Below are 18,123 nucleotides of genomic sequence, written 5' to 3'. Positions count from 1 at the left end.
GGGGATCCAGCCGCCTTTTCGCGTGGATGAAGCCTAGTGGCCTTCGGGCTTCAGGATCGGCGTCGTCGGCTCCAGGTGCTTGACCGTGTCGGAGTTGTAGCCGTCGGGAAGGTACGGGCGGTACTCGGGCAGGACGCCGTTGACGACCGGCAGCGACTCGTCGACGCTGCTGGCGCCGACCTTGATGGTCAGGTCGGCGTGGGAGCCCGGCTCGACGCCGGCGCTGGGAACCACCGTCTTGTTGGCGTCGTCCTCGAGCTTGACCGCTGATTTCTTCGGGACCTCGATGGTGGACGAATTGCCATCCACCGTCAGCTTCACCGAAGCAGCCTTGTCGGAGTCGTTGATGAGGCTGCCGATGAAGCGGGCCGGCTGGTCTGCCGTGCTCGTGACCAGCATCAGGTTGCGGGCCTCGACGTTGGCGACGTCGAAGACGATGCCATCGGAAGCTGCGTAATGCATGGTGGTGGCCTGCTGGTTCACCGCGCTGCAACCGGTCATCCCGGCCGCCAGCATGGCGAAGGCGGCAACAGTCGCGGTACGGCGGCCGCGGAACTTCTGTGCGGTGATCACGGCACAAACTCCTCTACAAGGTTCTTCTCTGGTGTTGTCGCACCAGTGCGGACGAGTGGGTCCCGCGCCGGAGCATAAAAAGCATTGCTCCCAGCCTAATCGGTTTCGTGCCAAAAGTATGACTCGACCGGGCAAGTGACAGAACGCCGCAGATACCGCTGTGACCCCGCTCTCCACCGCCCGGATCTACGCGCGGTACCATCGATGGCAAAAAATGCAAGGGCGGATTATGGTCCTCCTGCCGCTAGATGGCGGGCAACGCGCCGGTAATAGAACCATATTCGTGATAAACTTGATTCCGGGAAAGGGGTTTATCCAGATGGTTTTTGAGGTTGGCGAAACGGTTGTTTACCCTCACCACGGTGCGGCGATGATCGAAGAGATCAAGATGCGGACGATCAAGGGCGAAGAGAAGATGTATCTCAAGCTCAAGGTCGCGCAGGGAGATCTGACAATCGAGGTTCCGGCAGAGAATGTTGATCTGGTTGGCGTCAGGGACGTCGTCGGCCAGGAAGGCCTGGAACATGTTTTTGACGTCCTACGTGCCGAACTGACGGAGGAACCGACCAACTGGTCACGCCGTTACAAGGCAAACCTGGAGAAGCTGGCGTCCGGCGACGTCGTCAAGGTGGCAGAGGTCGTCCGCGACCTGTGGCGCCGCGACAACGACCGCGGTCTGTCGGCCGGTGAAAAGCGCATGCTCTCGAAGGCGCGCCAAATCCTCATCAGCGAATTGGCCCTGGCCAAGAAGCTGGACGAGGAGAAGGCGGAAATCGTCCTCGACGAGGTACTCGCCTCCTAGGCAACGACGCCGCTCCGGCCATCCGGAACGGTGACCAGCCGGCCCCGCCGGTTCAAGACCCGACCACCTCAGGGTGGGCGGGTCTTTCGTTTGCCCGCCGGTAGGGTGGAAGCGTGACTGACTCAGCTCCCGTCCCCCCGCGCATCGGTGTGGTCCTGGTTGCCGCCGGTTCCGGCACCCGGCTCGGCCACGGGATCCCCAAGGCGCTCGTTCCGCTGGCCGGGCGGACGCTGCTCGAACATGCCCTGCGGGGCATCCTTTCCTCCGGCATCTGCACGGAACTGGTGGTCGTCCTCCCGCCCGCGGACGGACAACTGGAACAGGTCTGCCGCGACGTCGGCCGGGACACCGGAAGGGACATCGGCACCGTGCGTGGCGGCGCCGAACGCCATGATTCCGTCCGTGCCGGGCTGGCCGCACTGGCGCCGGTGGACCACGTGCTGGTTCACGATGCCGCCCGATGCCTGACGCCGCCGGCGGTGTTCACCCGCATCGCCGAGGCCCTCGCGGCAGGAGCCACCGCCGTCGTACCGGGGGTGGCCGTCGCCGACACGATCAAGACGGTCGACCCGCAAGCGGAGGCAGCCCGCGGCATTCCCGATGCCGCCTTGGTCACCGGCACCCCCAACCGCTCCGGACTGCGGGCCATCCAGACACCCCAGGGCTTCGACGCCGCAGCCCTCTCGGCAGCCCACGCCGACGCCGGGGGCTGGAGCCGGGAGCAGGCCATGGCCGTCACCGACGATGCCGCCCTGATGGAACGCTCCGGGCACCCGGTGCTGGTCGTTCCCGGCGACCCGGCAGCCTTCAAGATCACCACCGCGCTGGACCTGCTGCTCGCCGAGGCGCTGCTGGCCCGCGACCGAACCCCCACCCAGGAGCCGTGATGGACCCCCGCCCCCTGATTCCCCGCACCGGCATCGGCATCGATGTGCACGCAGTGGACCCCGAACCCGGCCGCGATCTCTGGCTGGCCGGACTGCAGTGGCCCGGCGAACGCGGACTTTCCGGCCACTCCGACGGGGACGCCGTCGCCCACGCTGCCTGTGACGCGCTGTTCTCCGCAGCGGGGATCGGGGACCTGGGCACCCACTTCGGGACCGATCGGCCCGAATTCGCCGGGGCCTCGGGTGCGAGCCTGCTGGCCGAGGCCGCCCGGCTGGTACGTGCCGCCGGATGGGAGATCGGCAACGTCGCCATCCAGTTCGTGGGCAGACGCCCCAAATTCGGACCGCGCCGCACCGAAGCCGACGCCGCACTGAGCGCTGCGGCCGGCGCCCCCATCACCGTGACGGCCACGACATCGGACGGTCTCGGCTACGAAGGCACCGGAGAAGGCATCACCGCCTACGCGACGGCACTGGTCTACCCGGTGTCCGATAACCTTGAACGGTGAGCATCCGTTTCTATGACACCCAGCAGGCACAGGTCCGGGACTTCGTTCCCCTGACACCGGGGCGCGTGGGCCTCTATTACTGTGGGGCCACCGTCCAGGGCATGCCCCACGTCGGGCACGTCCGCTCGGCCATCGCCTTCGACATCCTGGTGCGCTGGCTCGAACACCGTGGACTGCGCGTGGACGTGGTGCGCAACGTGACCGACATCGACGACAAGATCCTGGAGAAGTCGGCAGCCTCCTTCACCCCGGACTTCGAGGACGACGGGACCTACCAGCCCGCCGAGGACTGGTTCGCCCTGGCCTACCGCTTCGAGCAGGCCTTCGCCGACGCCTACGACACGCTCGGCGTGCGCCGGCCGACGTACGAACCGCGCGCCACCGGCCACATCACCGAGATGCACGAGCTCATCACCCGGCTCATCGACGCCGGGCACGCCTACCCGGCCACCGACGACTCGGGCGACGTCTACTTCGACGTCCGCTCCTACCCGGCCTATGGCGCCCTGACGCGCCAGCGCGTCGAGGACATGCAGGCAGCGCCCGACGCCGACCCGCGCGGCAAGCGCGATCCGCGGGACTTCGCGCTGTGGAAGGGGCACAAGGACACCGACCCCGCCACCGCCTCCTGGCCCAGCCCGTGGGGCCGCGGCCGCCCCGGCTGGCACCTGGAATGCTCCGCCATGGCCGGCAAATACCTGGGCACCTCGTTCGACATCCACGGCGGGGGATTGGACCTGCGGTTCCCGCACCACGAGAACGAACTGGCCCAATCCACGGCAGCCGGCGACGGGTTCGCCAACTTCTGGATGCACAACGGCATGGTGACCTTCGAGGGCGAGAAGATGTCCAAGTCCATCGGCAACACCATCTCCCCGGCCGAGATGCTCGATGCAGCCCCGGCGCGGGTGGTGCGCTACTTCCTCGGTCAGGCCCACTACCGTTCCCAGCTGGACTACAAGCCCAGCTCGCTGCAGGAGGCGGCCGCAGCCGTCGAGCGCATCGACACGTTCATCACCAACGCCCTGCAGCGCATCCACGCGGTCGCCCCCGGAGGGGACTTCGAGCTGGACCTGGACCACTTCGAGGTCACCGACGACTTCGCGGCCGCCATGGATGATGACCTGAACGTCCCACAGGCCCTGGCCGCCCTGCACGAGACGGTGCGCCGCGGCAACAAGGCGTTGGCGGCCGGCGAGCTGGAGGTCGCGGACCAGGCCTTGCAGCAGGTGCTGGCGATGACCTCGACCCTGGGGCTGGACGATGCAGCCGCCGGAGCCGCACAGTCGGGATCCCCGGCCCAACAGGAGGCGTTGGACACGTTGGTGCGCGCGCAGCTGGACGAACGGGTCCAGGCCCGGGCCGCCCGGGACTGGGCGCGGGCCGACCAGATCCGTGACACGCTGGCCGCCGCCGGGATCGTCGTGGAGGACTCGGCCGGGGGCGCCCGCTGGTCGCTGAAATAGCAGGCGGTCCGGAAAACACCGTTCCACCTGTAAAATAGGGGGTTGCCGGGCATCGCGATCGCGCGGACCCGACCCCACCAACATCAAGGATTCCATCCCATGGCAGCACCCAAGCGTCACGGCGGCGCACCGAAGAAGAAGAAGGGCCCCACCGTCGGTACCGGCGGCCACGGCCGCAAGGCGCTCGAGGGCAAGGGCCCCACGCCCAAGGCCGAGGAGCGGACCTACCACAAGGCCTACCGCAGCAAGCAGCTGGCCGAACGTGCCGCCGCGAAGCCCGGTACCGGACGTCAGCAGCGCCCCGCGGGCCGCAGCGGTCGCAGCAAGAACGCCGAGGAAATGGTGTCCGGGCGCAACTCGGTGCTGGAGGCACTGCGCGCCGACATCCCCGCCAAGGCCCTCTACATGGCCATCCGCATCGACGTCGACGACCGCGTGCGCGAGGTCCTCAAGCTGGCCGCCGACCGCGGTCTGGCCGTCATGGAAACCGGCAAGCCGGAGCTGGACCGGATGACCGACGATTCCATCCACCAGGGTCTGGTCCTGCAGGTCCCGCCGTATGACTATCCGGACGCCCTGGAGACGGTGGAGGCGACGCTGGAGAAGGCCGCCAAGGCCCACATCCCCAACACCCCGCTGTTCATCGCACTCGATGGCATCACGGATCCGCGCAACCTCGGTGCCATCATCCGCTCGGCTTCGGCCTTCGGGGCACACGCGGTCATCGTGCCCGAACGCCGCTCGGTGGGCATGACCGCCTCCGCCTGGAAGACCAGCGCCGGCGCCGCGGCCCGCGTCCCGGTGGCCCGCGCCACCAACCTGACGGCTGCGCTGAAGGCCATGAAGCAGGCCGGCGTGTATGTCATCGGGCTCGACGGCGATGGCGATGTGGGCCTGACCGGCTTGCCGCTGGCCACCGACCCGCTGTGCATCGTCGTCGGCTCGGAGGGCAAGGGGCTCTCCCGCCTGGTGCGCGAGAACTGCGACCAGATCGTCTCCATCCCGATCGAATCGACGATGGAATCGCTCAACGCCTCCATGGCCGTGGGCATCACCCTCTACGAGGTGTCCCGCCTCCGGGCCCAATAGGGATCGTGCGCCAGTGAACCAGACCGCTGACGCCGCGCCCGAGGCGCCCGAAGCACCCGGAAGCCAGTCCGTCGTCGTGCCCTCCGGGATCTCGGAGCCCTCCGGCGTGCCCGGAAGCGGGGACGTCCACGACGCTGTGCTGGTCTCGGTGTTCGCCCCGGACCTGGCATCCGTCGACGTGCACTTCACCGATCCCGCGGGGGAGCCCGCGGTGGCCGCTCTGGCCGACGACGGCGCCGGCACGCACCGGGGTCTGGTCCCCGGACTGCGCCCCGGCGCCAGCTACGCGTTCTGGGCGGCGGGCGCCGAGCTGCCCGCCGATGGCCAGCTGCTGCTGGATCCCTTCGCCCGCGCCATCATCCAGGACGACGGCGGAGCCTACTGGGGCGTGCATGTCACCGAGGACTTCGACTGGGGCGGGGACGCCGCCCCGGCGATCCCGTGGCGCGACACCGTCATCTACGAGGCGCACGTCCGCGGCCAGTCCATGCTGCACCCCGAGGTGCCCGCGGAACTGCGCGGCAGCTACGCCGGCATGGCGCATCCTGCCATGATCAAGCACCTGCTCGGCCTGGGCATCACCGCCGTGCAGCTGCTGCCCATCCACTTCCACCTCGACGAACCGCACCTGAAGAACCTCGGACTGCCCAACTACTGGGGCTACAACACGCTGGGCTTCTTCGCCCCGCAGGACGACTACGCGAGCCCCGCGGCGCGCGCCGCCGGCCCGCAGGCAGTACGCGACGAGCTCAAGGGCATGGTCCGGCTGCTGCACCAGGCCGGGCTGGAGGTCATCCTCGACGTCGTCTACAACCACACCGCCGAGGGCGGCAAGGACCAGAAGACGTACTCGTGGCGCGGGCTCGGCGACACCGCCTACTACCGGCACGACGACGCCGGGAACTACCTGGACACCACCGGATGCGGCAACTCGCTGGACTTCTCCTCCCCGCCGGTGGTGCAGATGGCACTGGAGTCGCTGCGCCACTGGGTGCAGGACTACCACGTCGACGGGTTCCGGTTCGACCTGGCCGTCACCCTGGCCCGCGACGAGGACAACCGGTTCACCCCGCGCCACCCGTTCCTGGAAGCGATCGCCACCGACCCGGTGCTCTCGCACGTGAAGATGATCACCGAACCCTGGGATCTGGGGCCCGACGGCTGGCAGACCGGACGCTTCCCGCAGGGATTCGCCGACTGGAACGACGGATTCCGTGACACGGTCCGCGATTTCTGGGTGGCGGGCCGCGGTGCCCTGGGAGGCGGGGGAGAGGCCCCCAACGTGGCCCGGCTGGCCAGCGTCCTGGGCGGTTCCCGCGAAACCTTCGCCGCCTCGGGCCGCGGCCCGCTGTCCTCGGTGAACCTGGTGACCGCCCACGACGGCTTCACCCTGCGTGACCTGGTGAGCCACCACCGCAAGCACAACGAGGACAACGGCGAATCGAACCGCGACGGCGCCGAGCACAACCGCAGCTACAACCACGGGGTCGAGGGCATGAGCGGGGACGGGGTCATCACCGCCGCCCGGCTGCAGACCGCCTCCAACGCCATGGGCACCCTGCTGGTCTCGCTCGGCGTGCCCATGATCACCGCCGGCGACGAGTTCGGCAAAACCCAGCGCGGCAACAACAACGCCTACTGCCAGGACAACGAACTCTCGTGGCTGGACTGGACCCCCGACGCGTTCGGGCAGGCCATGCACCGGAGCACCCGGGCGTTTGCGCGGATCCGGCGCGAATTCCTGCAGCACCAGCCCTTCGTCTACCCGACCATCGCCGAGAGCTCCTACCTGCTCTGGTTCAATGCCGAGGGCACCCCCATGCGGCAGGAGGAATGGACCGACGGACGGACCCGCCTGGTGCAGCTGCTGCTCGGTTCCACCTCGGGCAGCATCGACGGTCTCGTCGTGTTCAACGGGCACCTCGAGGACCGCAGGATCCGGATGCCCGACGCCGACTCCCTGCAGGACTTCCGCCGCAAGGACGCAGCATCGACCCGCTTCGAACTGCGCTACGGCACGGGCGCGCGCAGCCACCTGCGCCGGGGCGCCCGGGTCGGCGCGGGAGAAGCCGATACCGCCGAGGGCAGCTCGATCACGGTCTACCGCTGCGATGCCCCCGGACTGCAGCCCCGGCCCTAACCGGCGGTGGTGACCAGCCCCAGCTCGGCGGAGGAGGCCAGCATCGGGTGAGCCGGAACCACCCGGACCCCGTAGCCGAAGGCCCCCGGACGTTCGAGCTGGAGTTCGCCGCGGAAGAGGTACCGCCCGTCTCCGAGGTCCTCGGCCAACTCCAACGGGTGGGCCGTGGTGTCCACGAGCTCGTCGGTGTCCCCGACGGTGCCCTGGACGGCTTCGACCCGGACCTCGTCGGGGGTGAGGCTGCCCAGGCGGATGTAGGTGCTGACCCGGAACGTGTCCCCGATGCTCGGCTCGGCCTCGATGTCCAGTGAATCGACATGTTCGACGGCGATGCCCGGCCAGGCGCCGACCACGCGGTCCCGGAAGGTGGCAGCTTCCCTGGCCCCGGCAAAACCGTTCGCCGCCGCTTCGCGCCCCGCCTGGGAGGCCGGGACGTAGAGCTCCGTGACGTAGTCGCGGACCATCCGTGCGGCGGAGACCTGCGGGCCGAGTACATCCAGGGTGTGGCGGATCATCGCCAGCCATTGGCGCGGCACCCCATCGCCGCTGGTGGCCGAGGGCCCCGCCGACCCGGAGGACTGGTTGTCCTCCTGGCCGTAGAAGCGCGGGGCCACCGTGTTCTCGATCAGGGCATACAGCGCGGAGGCCTCGAGCGTGTCGCGTTCCTCCGGTGAGGCCCCCGCAGGTGCCGTCGGGATCGCCCAGCCGTTGCCGCCGTCGTACATCTCATCCCACCAGCCGTCCAGGACGGAGAGGTTCAGTGCGCCGTTCAGCGCTGCCTTCATGCCGGAGGTCCCGCAGGCCTCCAACGGGCGCAGCGGGTTGTTGAGCCAGACGTCGCAGCCCGGGAAGAGCGTGCGGGCCATGGCCATGTCGTAGTTGGGCAGGAAGACGATCCGGTGGCGGACCTCGGGGTCGTCGGTGAAGTGGACCAGTTCCTGGATCATCCGCTTGCCGGCCTCGTCGGCGGGGTGCGATTTACCGGCGATGACCAGCTGGATGGGGTGGGTCGGGTGCAGCAGCGCAGCCTTGAGCCGGGCGGGGTCGCGCAGCATCAGGGTCAGCCGCTTGTAGGTGGGCACGCGGCGGGCGAACCCGATGGTGAGCACCTCCGGGTCCAGCACGCTGTCCGTCCAGCCCAGTTCGGCCTCGGCGGCACCGCGGCGCTTCCACGAGGCGCGCAAACGTGACCTCACGTCGTCGATGAGTTGGACGCGCAGTTCGCGGCGCAGCGCCCACAGGGTGGCGTCGTCGCCGGCCTCGGCCGCGGTCAGTGCGGTGACGCGGGGGTCCACCCAGGTGGCCTCGTGGACGCCGTTGGTGATCGAGCCGATCGGCACCTCCGACGCGTCGAATCCGGGAAAGAGCCCGGCGAACATCCCGCGGGAGACCTCGCCGTGCAGCTGCGAGACGCCGTTGGCCCGCTGGGCCAGCCGCAGCCCCATGGCAGCCATGTTGAACGTGCCCTCATGGCCCTCCAACGCCACCTCGGATCCCAGTGCCAGGACCTGGTCCGTGGGGACCCCGGGGGCCAGGCCGGCGTCGAGGAAGTGGGCGATCTGCGCGGCATCGAACCGGTCGATGCCTGCGGGGACCGGGGTGTGGGTGGTGAACACGGTGCCGGCGCGCACTGCGGCCAACGCGGTGGGGAAGTCCAGTCCGCCATCCATCAGCTCGCGGATGCGTTCGATCCCCAGGAACCCGGCGTGGCCCTCGTTGGTGTGGAAGACCTCGGGCGCCGGGGTGCCGGTGAGCCGGGCGTGGACGCGCAACGCCTTCACCCCGCCCATGCCCAGCAGCAGCTCCTGTTGCAGCCGGTGGTCCCCGCCGCCGCCGTAGAGCCGGTCGGTGATGGCGCGGGCGGCGTCGTCGTTGGCCGGGATGTTCGAATCCAGCAGCAGCAACGGGACCCGGCCGACGTCGGCGCGCCAGATGTGGGCGTGGAGTTCACGGCCGCCGGGCAGCGGCAACGTCACGGTGGCGATGGAGCCGTCGTCTTCGCGCAGCAGGGTCAGCGGGAGCCCGTGCGGGTCCAGGACGGGGTAGGTCTCCTGCTGCCAGGCATCGCGGGAGAGGGACTGCTTGAAGTAGCCGGCCTGGTAGAGCAGGCCCACGGCAACCAAGGGCACGCCGAGGTCGCTGGCCGCCTTGAGGTGGTCCCCGGCCAGGATGCCCAGTCCGCCCGAATACTGCGGCAGTGCGGCGGTGATGCCGTACTCGGGGGAGAAGTAGCCGATGGCCGCCGGCGGGTTGCCCTCCAGCTCCTGGTACCAGCGCGGTGCCGCCAGGTAGTCGTCGAGGTCTGCCGAGAGTTCACCGACGCGCCGGACCAGTTCGGCGTCATGGGCGAGTTCGAGCAGCCGGGACCGGTCGAACCGCCCGAGCAGCGCGACGGGGTCCCCGCGCACGGCTTCCCAGCCGGCGGGATCCAGATCGCGGAACAGCTCGGCGGTGGGCCGATGCCAGGACCAGCGCAGGTTCGAGGCCAAGGGCCCCAGACCGGCGATGCTCTCGGGGAGGACGGTGCGGACGGTAAAACGTCGAATGGCCTTCACCCCCACGACGCTAGCGCAGAAACCGCGCGCGTGGGCCAGTAAGACGTGATTTGGACGAAGGATGGGTCACGGTTCGATCCAGTCGTCGAAATCCTTGGCATTTGGGCCCCCGACTGGTTAGCGTCTATGGGGTGAGCACCCGGCGCAAGGCCAGATTCGGCCGCATACCCATCACCGACGTCTTCCCTGTGGTCGAGGGAGGGCGTTTCCCCGCGAAGGCCGTGGCCGGACAGGACGTCCTGGTCCGGGCGACGGCGTTCCGCGAAGGCCACGACGCGTTGTCCGCCGAGGCGGTGCTCTACGATCCAGACGGCGTCGAACGCCAACGCGTGCCGATGCGCCCGGGGGCTCCCGGCCTCGACGAATGGCTCGGCACCGTCCGGCCCGGAACCGAGGGCGACTGGACGTTCGAGGTCCAGGCCTGGGACGACCCGATCGGCACGTGGAGGCACGACGCCGGCATCAAGGTGCCCGCGGGCATCGACAGCGAGCTGATGCTCACCGAGGGGACGCTGCTCCTGCGCGAGGCGGCCGCCGCATCGCCGGAACCCGAGGCGCTCGAGGCAGCGGCCACCACCTTGGCCGATACCTCGCTGCCGGATGACGTGAGGATGGCCGCCGCGTCCTCACCGGCGGTGGTGGCCGAGCTGTCCCTCCGCCCGCTGCGGCGCATGGTCACCGGCAGCGGCCGCTACCCGCTGCTGGTCGAACGCGAACTTGCCGGCCGGGGTGCCTGGTACGAATTCTTCCCCCGGTCCGAAGGAGCCACCTTCGACCCGGAGACCGGCACCTACACCTCCGGCACCTTCGCCACGGCGGCCGAACGGCTGGAATCCGTGGCCGACATGGGGTTCGACGTCATCTACCTGCCGCCGATCCACCCCATCGGCAGGACCTTCCGCAAGGGGCCGAACAACACCCTGGTGGCCGGCGAACACGATCCCGGCTCGCCGTGGGCCATCGGCTCGGCCGACGGCGGCCACGATGCCATCCATCCCGACCTGGGGACCGAAGCCGATTTCGCGGCGTTCGTGGACCGCGCCCGGAACCTGGGCTTGGAAGTGGCGCTGGACCTGGCGCTGCAGGCCTCGCCCGACCACCCGTGGGTGGCCGAACACCCCGAATGGTTCACCACCCGGGCCGACGGGACGATCGCCTACGCGGAGAACCCGCCGAAGAAGTACCAGGACATCTACCCGCTCAACTTCGACAACGACCCGCGCGGGCTCAGCACCGAGGTACTGCGCATCGTCAACCTGTGGATTGAACGGGGCGTGCGGATCTTCCGCGTGGACAACCCGCACACCAAACCGGTGGGGTTCTGGGAGTGGCTCATCGCCCAGGTCCAGACCCAGCACCCCGGGATCGTGTTCCTGGCCGAGGCATTCACCCGCCCGGCCATGATGCACGCCCTGGGACGCGCCGGATTCCAGCAGTCCTACACGTATTTCACCTGGCGGAACACCAAGGAGGAGCTCGAGGAGTACTTCACCGAGGTCTCGCGCGAGACCTCGGCGTTCTTCCGGCCGAACTTCTTCGTGAACACCCCGGACATCCTCACCGAGTACCTGCAGTTCGGCGGCCCCGCGGCCTTCAAGATCCGCGCCGCACTGGCGGCCACCGCATCGCCGATGTGGGGGGTCTACGCCGGTTTCGAGCTGTACGAGCACGTGGCCCGCCCCGGGGCCGAGGAGTACATCGACAACGAGAAGTTCCAGTACAAGGTCCGCGACTTCGACACTGCCGAGGCCGAAGGCCAGTCGCTGGCACCGTATCTGCGCCGGCTCAACGCGATCCGGGCCGACCACCCGGCGCTGGGCGAACTGCAGAACCTGGTCATCCACCCCACCAGCGACGACGCGACGATCGCCTACTCGAAGACCCGCCGAACCGTGGCCGAGGGCATTCCGGCACCCGGAACCCCAGCGGGCCCGTCAGGCTCTGCCCAGACCCCCGCAGCCGGACAGGCCATCGACACGCTGCTCATCGTGGTGAACACCGACCCGCACGGCGCCCGCGAGGCAACGGTTAACCTGGACCTGGAAGCGCTGGACCTGCGGCCCCAGGACCTCGACGCCGAGGGCCGGTTCACCGTCGATGACCTCATCACGGGCCAGAGCTGGCAGTGGGGCGAACAGAATTATGTTCGCCTGGACCCACACCTCGAACCGGTGCACGTCCTGCACATCCGCCGGGGAACCTGATGGCCAACCCGTTCCAGCTCAACGTACCGGGTCTGACCCATGACCCGCAGTGGCACCGCAAGTCGGTGTTCTACGAAGTGCTGGTGCGGGCCTTTTCCGATGCGAACGGCGACGGAAGCGGGGACATCGCCGGGCTGATCGACAAGCTGGACTACCTGCAGTGGCTCGGCGTCGATTGCCTCTGGGTCCCGCCGTTCTACAAGTCCCCGCTGCGCGATGGCGGCTACGACATCTCCGACTACTACGACGTGCTCGATGAATTCGGCACCATCGGGGACTTCCGGCGCCTGGTGGCCGAAGCGCACGAACGCGGGCTACGCATCATCATCGACCTGCCGATGAACCACACCTCCGACGAACACCCCTGGTTCGAGGCATCCCGCCGCGACCCCGAGGGTGACTACGGAGACTTCTATGTCTGGTCCGATACCGACGAGAAGTACTCGGATGCGCGCATCATCTTCGTGGACACCGAGGAATCGAACTGGACCTTCGACCCCGTCCGGCGGCAGTTCTATTGGCACCGCTTCTTCGGCCACCAACCCGACCTGAACTTCGAGAACCCGCAGGTGCACGAGGCGATGTTCGACGTCGTGCGCTACTGGCTGGACCTCGGCGTCGACGGATTCCGGGCCGACGCCATCCCCTACCTGTTCGAGGAGGAGGGGACCAACTGCGAGAACCTCCCGCCGACCCATGACTTCCTGCGCCGGCTGCGTGCGCTGGTCGACGCCGAATACCCCGGCCGGGTCATCATCGCCGAGGCCAACCAGCCTCCGCAGGAGGTCGTCGAGTACTTCGGCACGGTCGAGGAGCCCGAATGCCACATGTGCTTCCACTTCCCGATCATGCCGCGGCTCTTCTTTGCGCTCAGGGACCAGCTGGCCGCGCCGGTCATCGAGGCGATGGAACAGACGCCCGACATCCCTGCCGGGACCCAATGGGGCACTTTCCTGCGCAACCATGATGAACTCACGCTGGAAATGGTCACTCCCGCCGAACGGGAGGCCATGCTCGGCTGGTACGCACCGGACTCGCGGATGCGCGCCAACGTGGGCATCCGCCGCCGCCTGACCCCGCTGCTGGACAATTCCCGGTCGGAACTCGAACTCATCCACGCGCTGCTGTTCGCCCTGCCGGGCAGCCCGTTCCTCTACTACGGCGACGAGATCGGCATGGGCGACAACATCTGGCTCGACGACCGTGACGCGTCCAGGACGCCGATGCAGTGGAATCCGGACCGCAACGCCGGATTCTCCGACGCGGATCCCGGCCAGCTCTACCTGCCCGTCGTGCAGTCACTGGTCTACGGGTACACCAGCATCAACGTCGAACAACAGCTCAACCACAGCGGTTCGATGCTGCACTGGGTCCGGCAGATCCTGGGGGTTCGGCGTGAACACCCGGTCTTCGGGCTGGGAACCTACCGCAATGTCCACGCCAGCGCCCCGAGCGTCCTCGCTTTCCTGCGGGGTACCGAACCGGCCGTGCCCCCGGCCGGCGCCAGACGGGACGCGCATTCCCCCGCGGCCGCCTACGACGCGGAACCAGCGGAAGACGAGACGCTGTTGTGCATCTTCAACTTGTCCCAGCATCCGGTCGCCACCGAACTTGATCTGCCGCAGTTCGCCGGACGGGGCCTGCGGGACATCTTCGGCGGCGGCATCTTCCCCCCAGTCTCCGACGACGGCCGCCTCTCGCTGACCCTCGGTGCGCAGGGTTTCTACTGGTTGAGACTGCGCTCGGCGCGGTCCGACGTCACTGCAGCAGCCACCACGACTCTTCCGGTCGTCGACCCCTTGGATGTGCGCCGATGAACAACGACACAGTGATCACCCGGGCACTCGCCGAGTGGCTGGGCGCCCAGCGGTGGTGCCCCGCCCCGGCAGGTACCTTCGGGGTCTCGGTCGCCGGTACGTTGCCGCTCGCGCATCACGACCCCGACGTGGTCATGCTCAGCCTCCTGCTGGCCATCGAACCGACCGCGTCCGGTGAGTCGTTAGATCAACCAGGAGATAACTCCACTACTCAGGATCCCGTCGTCGTCCAGGTTCCCCTCTCGCTGCGACGGAAGCCCCGCGAGGCGGCCGGGCAGGTGCTGGGAGTGCTGGACACGGCGACGGTCGGCTCGCTCGCGGGGGGCGCCGGAGCCGCGGTGGCAGCGGAGCAGGGCGATTGGCTGGTCTACGACGGGACCGAGGACCCCGAATTCGTCGACGCCTGGGCGGCCATGATGGCCCTGCAAGCCACGGAACCCGGGTCCATGCGGGTCCTGCGCGGCGAACAGTCCAACACGTCGGTGGTGCTGGACGTTGCCGAGGGCCCCGCCATCATCAAGTTCTTCCGCGTGCCATTGCCCGGCGCCAATCCCGACGTCGAGCTGGGCACCTTGCTGTCCGACGCGGGTTCCCGCGAAGTTCCGCGCTCCATGGGGTCCCTGGATGGGCACTGGAATTCCGGGGGGCGGCAGGTCACCGGGACGCTCTCCGTCGTGCGCGAATTCCTTCCCGGATCGGTCGATGCGTGGCGCCCCGCCAGCACGGCGGCCATCGAAAACCGCGATTTCACGGTCGAAGCGACCGAATTGGGGCGCGTGGTGGCGCGCCTGCACCGCAACCTGCGCTCCGTCGCCCCGACGGCCGAGGCCACCACCGAACAGACGCGGACGTTCATCGAGTCGCTGCGGGGCCGGCTGGTGTGGGGCTGGGAACGGGCGGCGCCCGCCGACGGGGCGCTGGCCGATGCCTTCAGTGAGGTCCTGGAGTCCCTCGGGGCCCTGGGCCGCCTGCCCCTGTTGCAGCGCATCCATGGTGACCTGCACCTGGGCCAGATCCTCCACGTGGGGGAGCGCGGTTGGGTGGTCCTGGATTTCGAAGGCGAACCGCTGCGCACGGCGGAGGACCGCGGCGGGGACGATGTGGCATTGCGCGACGTCGTGGGCATGCTGCGCTCCTTCGACTATGCAGCGGGTCTGGCCACGCGCCCTGGCACGCCGGGGCCCGCAACAGCTCCCTCCTCTACCGGAGCGGCAGGATCCACGGCCCGCGAGGAAGCGGCTCGCCAGTGGTCGGCCCGGACCCGGAAGGCCTTCCTCTCGGGGTACCGTGAGGAATCGGGGGAGGCCATCGACATCCAGTCGCCGCTCTTTCTGGCCCTCTGGCTGGACAAGGCCCTCTACGAAGTCGTGTACGAACAGCAAAACCGGCCGTCCTGGGAACAGGTTCCGGCATCGGCGGTCCAGGAGGTCCTCTCAGCCATGCAGAACCCAACCGACGCACCCCGGGAGAACCGTCCCGGAACCGATCCAGCACCCCGCACGCCGGGGACGGCGGGCACCCCCCGAGCCGTGTCAGCAGACGTGCTGGCCGCCGTCGCGGCGGGCCGCTATCACGCACCCCACGGGGTCCTCGGCGCCCACCTCGGCGACGACGGGGCTGTCACGGTGCGCACCCTGCGCAAACTGGCACGCAGCGTCACCCTCGTCACCGAATCCGGCCGGTTCGACATGACCCATGAGCACGACGGCGTCTGGGTGGCAGTAGTCCCCCCGCCGGCAGGCCGAGAGGGCACCGTCCCCGACTACCGGCTCGAGGTCACCTACGAAGACGGGGCGCCGACGCTGGTGGATGACCCCTACCATTACCTGCCCACCCTGGGGGAAGTGGACCTCCACCTCATCGGCGAGGGTCGGCACGAGCACCTGTGGGAGGTCATGGGGGCCCGGGTCCGCAGGTACCACACCGCCATGGGCACCTGCGAGGGCACCAGCTTCGCCGTGTGGGCGCCCAATGCCCAGGCCTGCCGACTGGTCGGGGACTTCAATGGCTGGGATGGCACCGGAAGCGCCATGCGGTCGCTGGGGCGCTCCGGCATCTGGGAATTGTTCGCGCCCGGTGTCGGTGCCGGTGCCGTGTACAAGTTCGAATTCCTCGGGCAGGACGGCCAGTGGCGTCAGAAGGCCGACCCGATGGCCCGTCACACGGAAGTCCCCCCGCTGACCGGCTCCGTGGTGGTGGAATCCTCCTATGGGTTCCAGGATCGTGAGTGGATGGCAGCCCGGGCGCAACGCGATCCACATTCGGGCCCCATGAGCGTCTACGAGGTCCACCTCGGATCCTGGCGGCCCGGTTTGGACTACCGGCAAATGGCGGATCAGCTCAGCGAATACGTCTCCTGGCAGGGATTCACCCATGTGGAGATGATGCCCGTGGCCGAACACCCGTTTGGCGGCTCATGGGGCTACCAGGTCACCTCGTACTACGCGCCGACCTCCCGTTTTGGACACCCCGACGACTTCCGCTACCTCGTGGACCGGCTCCACCAGGCCGGGATCGGCGTGATCATGGACTGGGTGCCCGCACATTTCCCCAAGGATGAGTGGGCGCTCGCACAGCTGGATGGGCAGGCACTCTACGAGCACCCGGACCCCCGCCGCGGCGAACACCCGGACTGGGGCACCCTGGTCTTCGACTTCGGGCGACACGAGGTCCGCAACTTCCTGGTGGCCAACGCCTTGTACTGGATGGCTGAATTCCACATCGACGCACTGCGCGTCGATGCCGTGGCATCGATGCTGTACCTGGACTATTCGCGTGAAGACGGCGGATGGGAACCGAACATCCACGGGGGCAGGGAAAACCTGGAGGCCATCGGATTCCTCCAGGAACTCAATGCGACGGCTTACCGAGTCCATCCCGGCATCGCGATGATCGCCGAGGAATCCACGGCATTCCCCGGGGTTACCGCTCCCACCAGCGGTGGGGGGCTGGGCTTTGGGCTGAAGTGGAACATGGGCTGGATGCATGACTCGCTCGAGTACATGGCAGAGGACCCCATCAACCGGGCCCACCACCACCACAAGATCACGTTCTCCATGGTCTACGCGTACACGGAGAACTTCCTGCTGCCCATCAGCCACGACGAGGTCGTCCACGGAAAGGGGTCGCTGCTGCGCCGCATGCCGGGAGACCGCTGGCGCCAGCTGGCCCAGGTCAGGGCATACCTGGCGTTTCAGTGGGCCCACCCCGGCAAGCAACTGATCTTCATGGGGACCGAATTCGCCCAAGAGGGTGAATGGAGCGAACAGCACGGGCTCGACTGGTGGGTGGCCGATACGCACCAGCACCGCGGCGTCCAGCTCGCCGTCCGCGCGCTGAACGGGATCTACCGCGAATTGCCAGCGCTGTGGGAACTGGACAACGATCCGGCGGGCTTCAGCTGGATCAATGACCACGAAGCAGCCGGAAACACGCTGAGTTTCATCCGCCGTGACGACGACGGGCACGAACTGGTGTGCGTTGCCAACTTTTCCGGCGAACCACACCGGGGCTACCGCCTGGGCTTGCCGGCCGCCGGCGCTTGGACCGAGGTCCTGAACACCGATGAGGCCGAGTTCGGTGGCTCAGGTGTCACTACATCGGGAACCATCACCGCCGACGGTCCGGGACATGACGGGCAGCCCCATTCGGCAGTTGTCGATCTGCCCCCGTTAGGCGTGATCTACCTGGTTCCGGGCGCCCGGAGCTGACCACCTGGACGACGTGCCGGGCTTTCCGTGCCCTCGCCCATCAAACCGTGGCGCAGCACACAACGAGTGCTGGCGAAGGGAAACGACTGAAACGGGTGGCCGGCCACGCCGCTAGCCACGGAAACACGGGGATTTTGGCGGTGGTTCACCGGGAGGACATCGCGATTTGGCGAAGTCGCCCGGATGTGGGTATAGTTATTTCCCGCGCCGGTCGCCAATAAAACTTCTCCACGGAGAAGAAAACGGGACGGCGCAGACTTCCGAAAAGCAAGGAGAACGGTCGATTTGACCGGGACCAAGCCAACGGGTAAGTTAGACAAGTTGCTCCAGAGCGTAGCGGCCGGCCGGATGGCGGGTTCGTGGAAGTTGGA

The 18,123-nt window shown here is 68.2% G+C and carries 11 protein-coding genes; 9 read left to right on the top strand and 2 right to left on the bottom strand.

Features of this window, described 5'->3' with window-relative positions; translation table 11 throughout:
* Nucleotides 1-33: 33 nt before the first annotated feature.
* Nucleotides 34-573: a hypothetical protein gene (locus tag ABD088_RS07120; protein ID WP_343901084.1), complete on the bottom strand. Its 540-nt coding sequence runs from the start codon at nucleotides 571-573 to the stop codon at nucleotides 34-36.
* 319 nt (nucleotides 574-892) lie between these two features.
* On the opposite strand from ABD088_RS07120, the gene ABD088_RS07115 reads away from it, so the two are divergent.
* The 6 genes from ABD088_RS07115 (at nucleotide 893) to glgX (ending at nucleotide 7,466) form a co-directional block, all read left to right on the top strand.
* The gene (locus tag ABD088_RS07115; protein WP_343901082.1) at nucleotides 893-1,375 is read left to right on the top strand and encodes a CarD family transcriptional regulator; all 483 of its coding nucleotides are present in this window, start codon (nucleotides 893-895) and stop codon (nucleotides 1,373-1,375) included.
* Nucleotides 1,376-1,488: 113 nt separating this feature from the next.
* Nucleotides 1,489-2,262: a 2-C-methyl-D-erythritol 4-phosphate cytidylyltransferase gene (gene ispD / locus ABD088_RS07110; protein WP_343901081.1), complete on the top strand. Its 774-nt coding sequence runs from the start codon at nucleotides 1,489-1,491 to the stop codon at nucleotides 2,260-2,262.
* Entirely contained in the window at nucleotides 2,262-2,771 is a 510-nt protein-coding gene (gene ispF, locus ABD088_RS07105; protein ID WP_343901079.1) for a 2-C-methyl-D-erythritol 2,4-cyclodiphosphate synthase, read from the top strand. Before ispD ends, ispF begins: the two co-directional genes overlap by 1 nt.
* On the top strand, nucleotides 2,768-4,237 hold the full coding sequence (gene cysS / locus ABD088_RS07100) for a cysteine--tRNA ligase (RefSeq protein ID WP_343901078.1): 1,470 nt from the start codon (nucleotides 2,768-2,770) through the stop codon (nucleotides 4,235-4,237). Before ispF ends, cysS begins: the two co-directional genes overlap by 4 nt.
* 99 nt (nucleotides 4,238-4,336) lie before the next feature.
* On the top strand, nucleotides 4,337-5,326 hold the full coding sequence (gene rlmB, locus ABD088_RS07095; protein ID WP_343901077.1) for a 23S rRNA (guanosine(2251)-2'-O)-methyltransferase RlmB: 990 nt from the start codon (nucleotides 4,337-4,339) through the stop codon (nucleotides 5,324-5,326).
* 13 nt (nucleotides 5,327-5,339) lie between these two features.
* Nucleotides 5,340-7,466: a glycogen debranching protein GlgX gene (gene glgX, locus ABD088_RS07090; protein WP_343901075.1), complete on the top strand. Its 2,127-nt coding sequence runs from the start codon at nucleotides 5,340-5,342 to the stop codon at nucleotides 7,464-7,466.
* Here glgX and glgP read toward each other — a convergent pair.
* Nucleotides 7,463-10,021: an alpha-glucan family phosphorylase gene (glgP, locus tag ABD088_RS07085; protein ID WP_343901073.1), complete on the bottom strand. Its 2,559-nt coding sequence runs from the start codon at nucleotides 10,019-10,021 to the stop codon at nucleotides 7,463-7,465. The two genes, glgX and glgP, sit on opposite strands and share 4 nt — an antisense overlap.
* A 131-nt stretch (nucleotides 10,022-10,152) precedes the next feature.
* Between glgP and ABD088_RS07080 the strand changes: the two genes are divergently transcribed.
* Genes ABD088_RS07080 through glgB form a run of 3 tightly spaced genes read left to right on the top strand, consistent with a single transcriptional unit; the run spans nucleotide 10,153 to nucleotide 17,752 of the window.
* Entirely contained in the window at nucleotides 10,153-12,225 is a 2,073-nt protein-coding gene (locus ABD088_RS07080) for an alpha-1,4-glucan--maltose-1-phosphate maltosyltransferase (RefSeq protein ID WP_343901071.1), read from the top strand.
* A complete protein-coding gene (gene treS, locus ABD088_RS07075; RefSeq protein ID WP_343901069.1) occupies nucleotides 12,225-14,042 on the top strand; it encodes a maltose alpha-D-glucosyltransferase in 1,818 nt (605 codons plus the stop codon). The genes ABD088_RS07080 and treS overlap by 1 nt, the downstream gene beginning before the upstream one ends.
* Entirely contained in the window at nucleotides 14,039-17,752 is a 3,714-nt protein-coding gene (gene glgB, locus ABD088_RS07070) for a 1,4-alpha-glucan branching protein GlgB (RefSeq protein ID WP_343901068.1), read from the top strand. The genes treS and glgB overlap by 4 nt, the downstream gene beginning before the upstream one ends.
* Nucleotides 17,753-18,123: the final 371 nt, after the last annotated feature.

The organism is Arthrobacter rhombi (assembly GCF_039526245.1).
Taxonomy (GTDB): Bacteria; Actinomycetota; Actinomycetes; order Actinomycetales; family Micrococcaceae; genus Arthrobacter_H; species Arthrobacter_H rhombi.
This window is presented reverse-complemented; position numbering and strand designations above follow the sequence as displayed.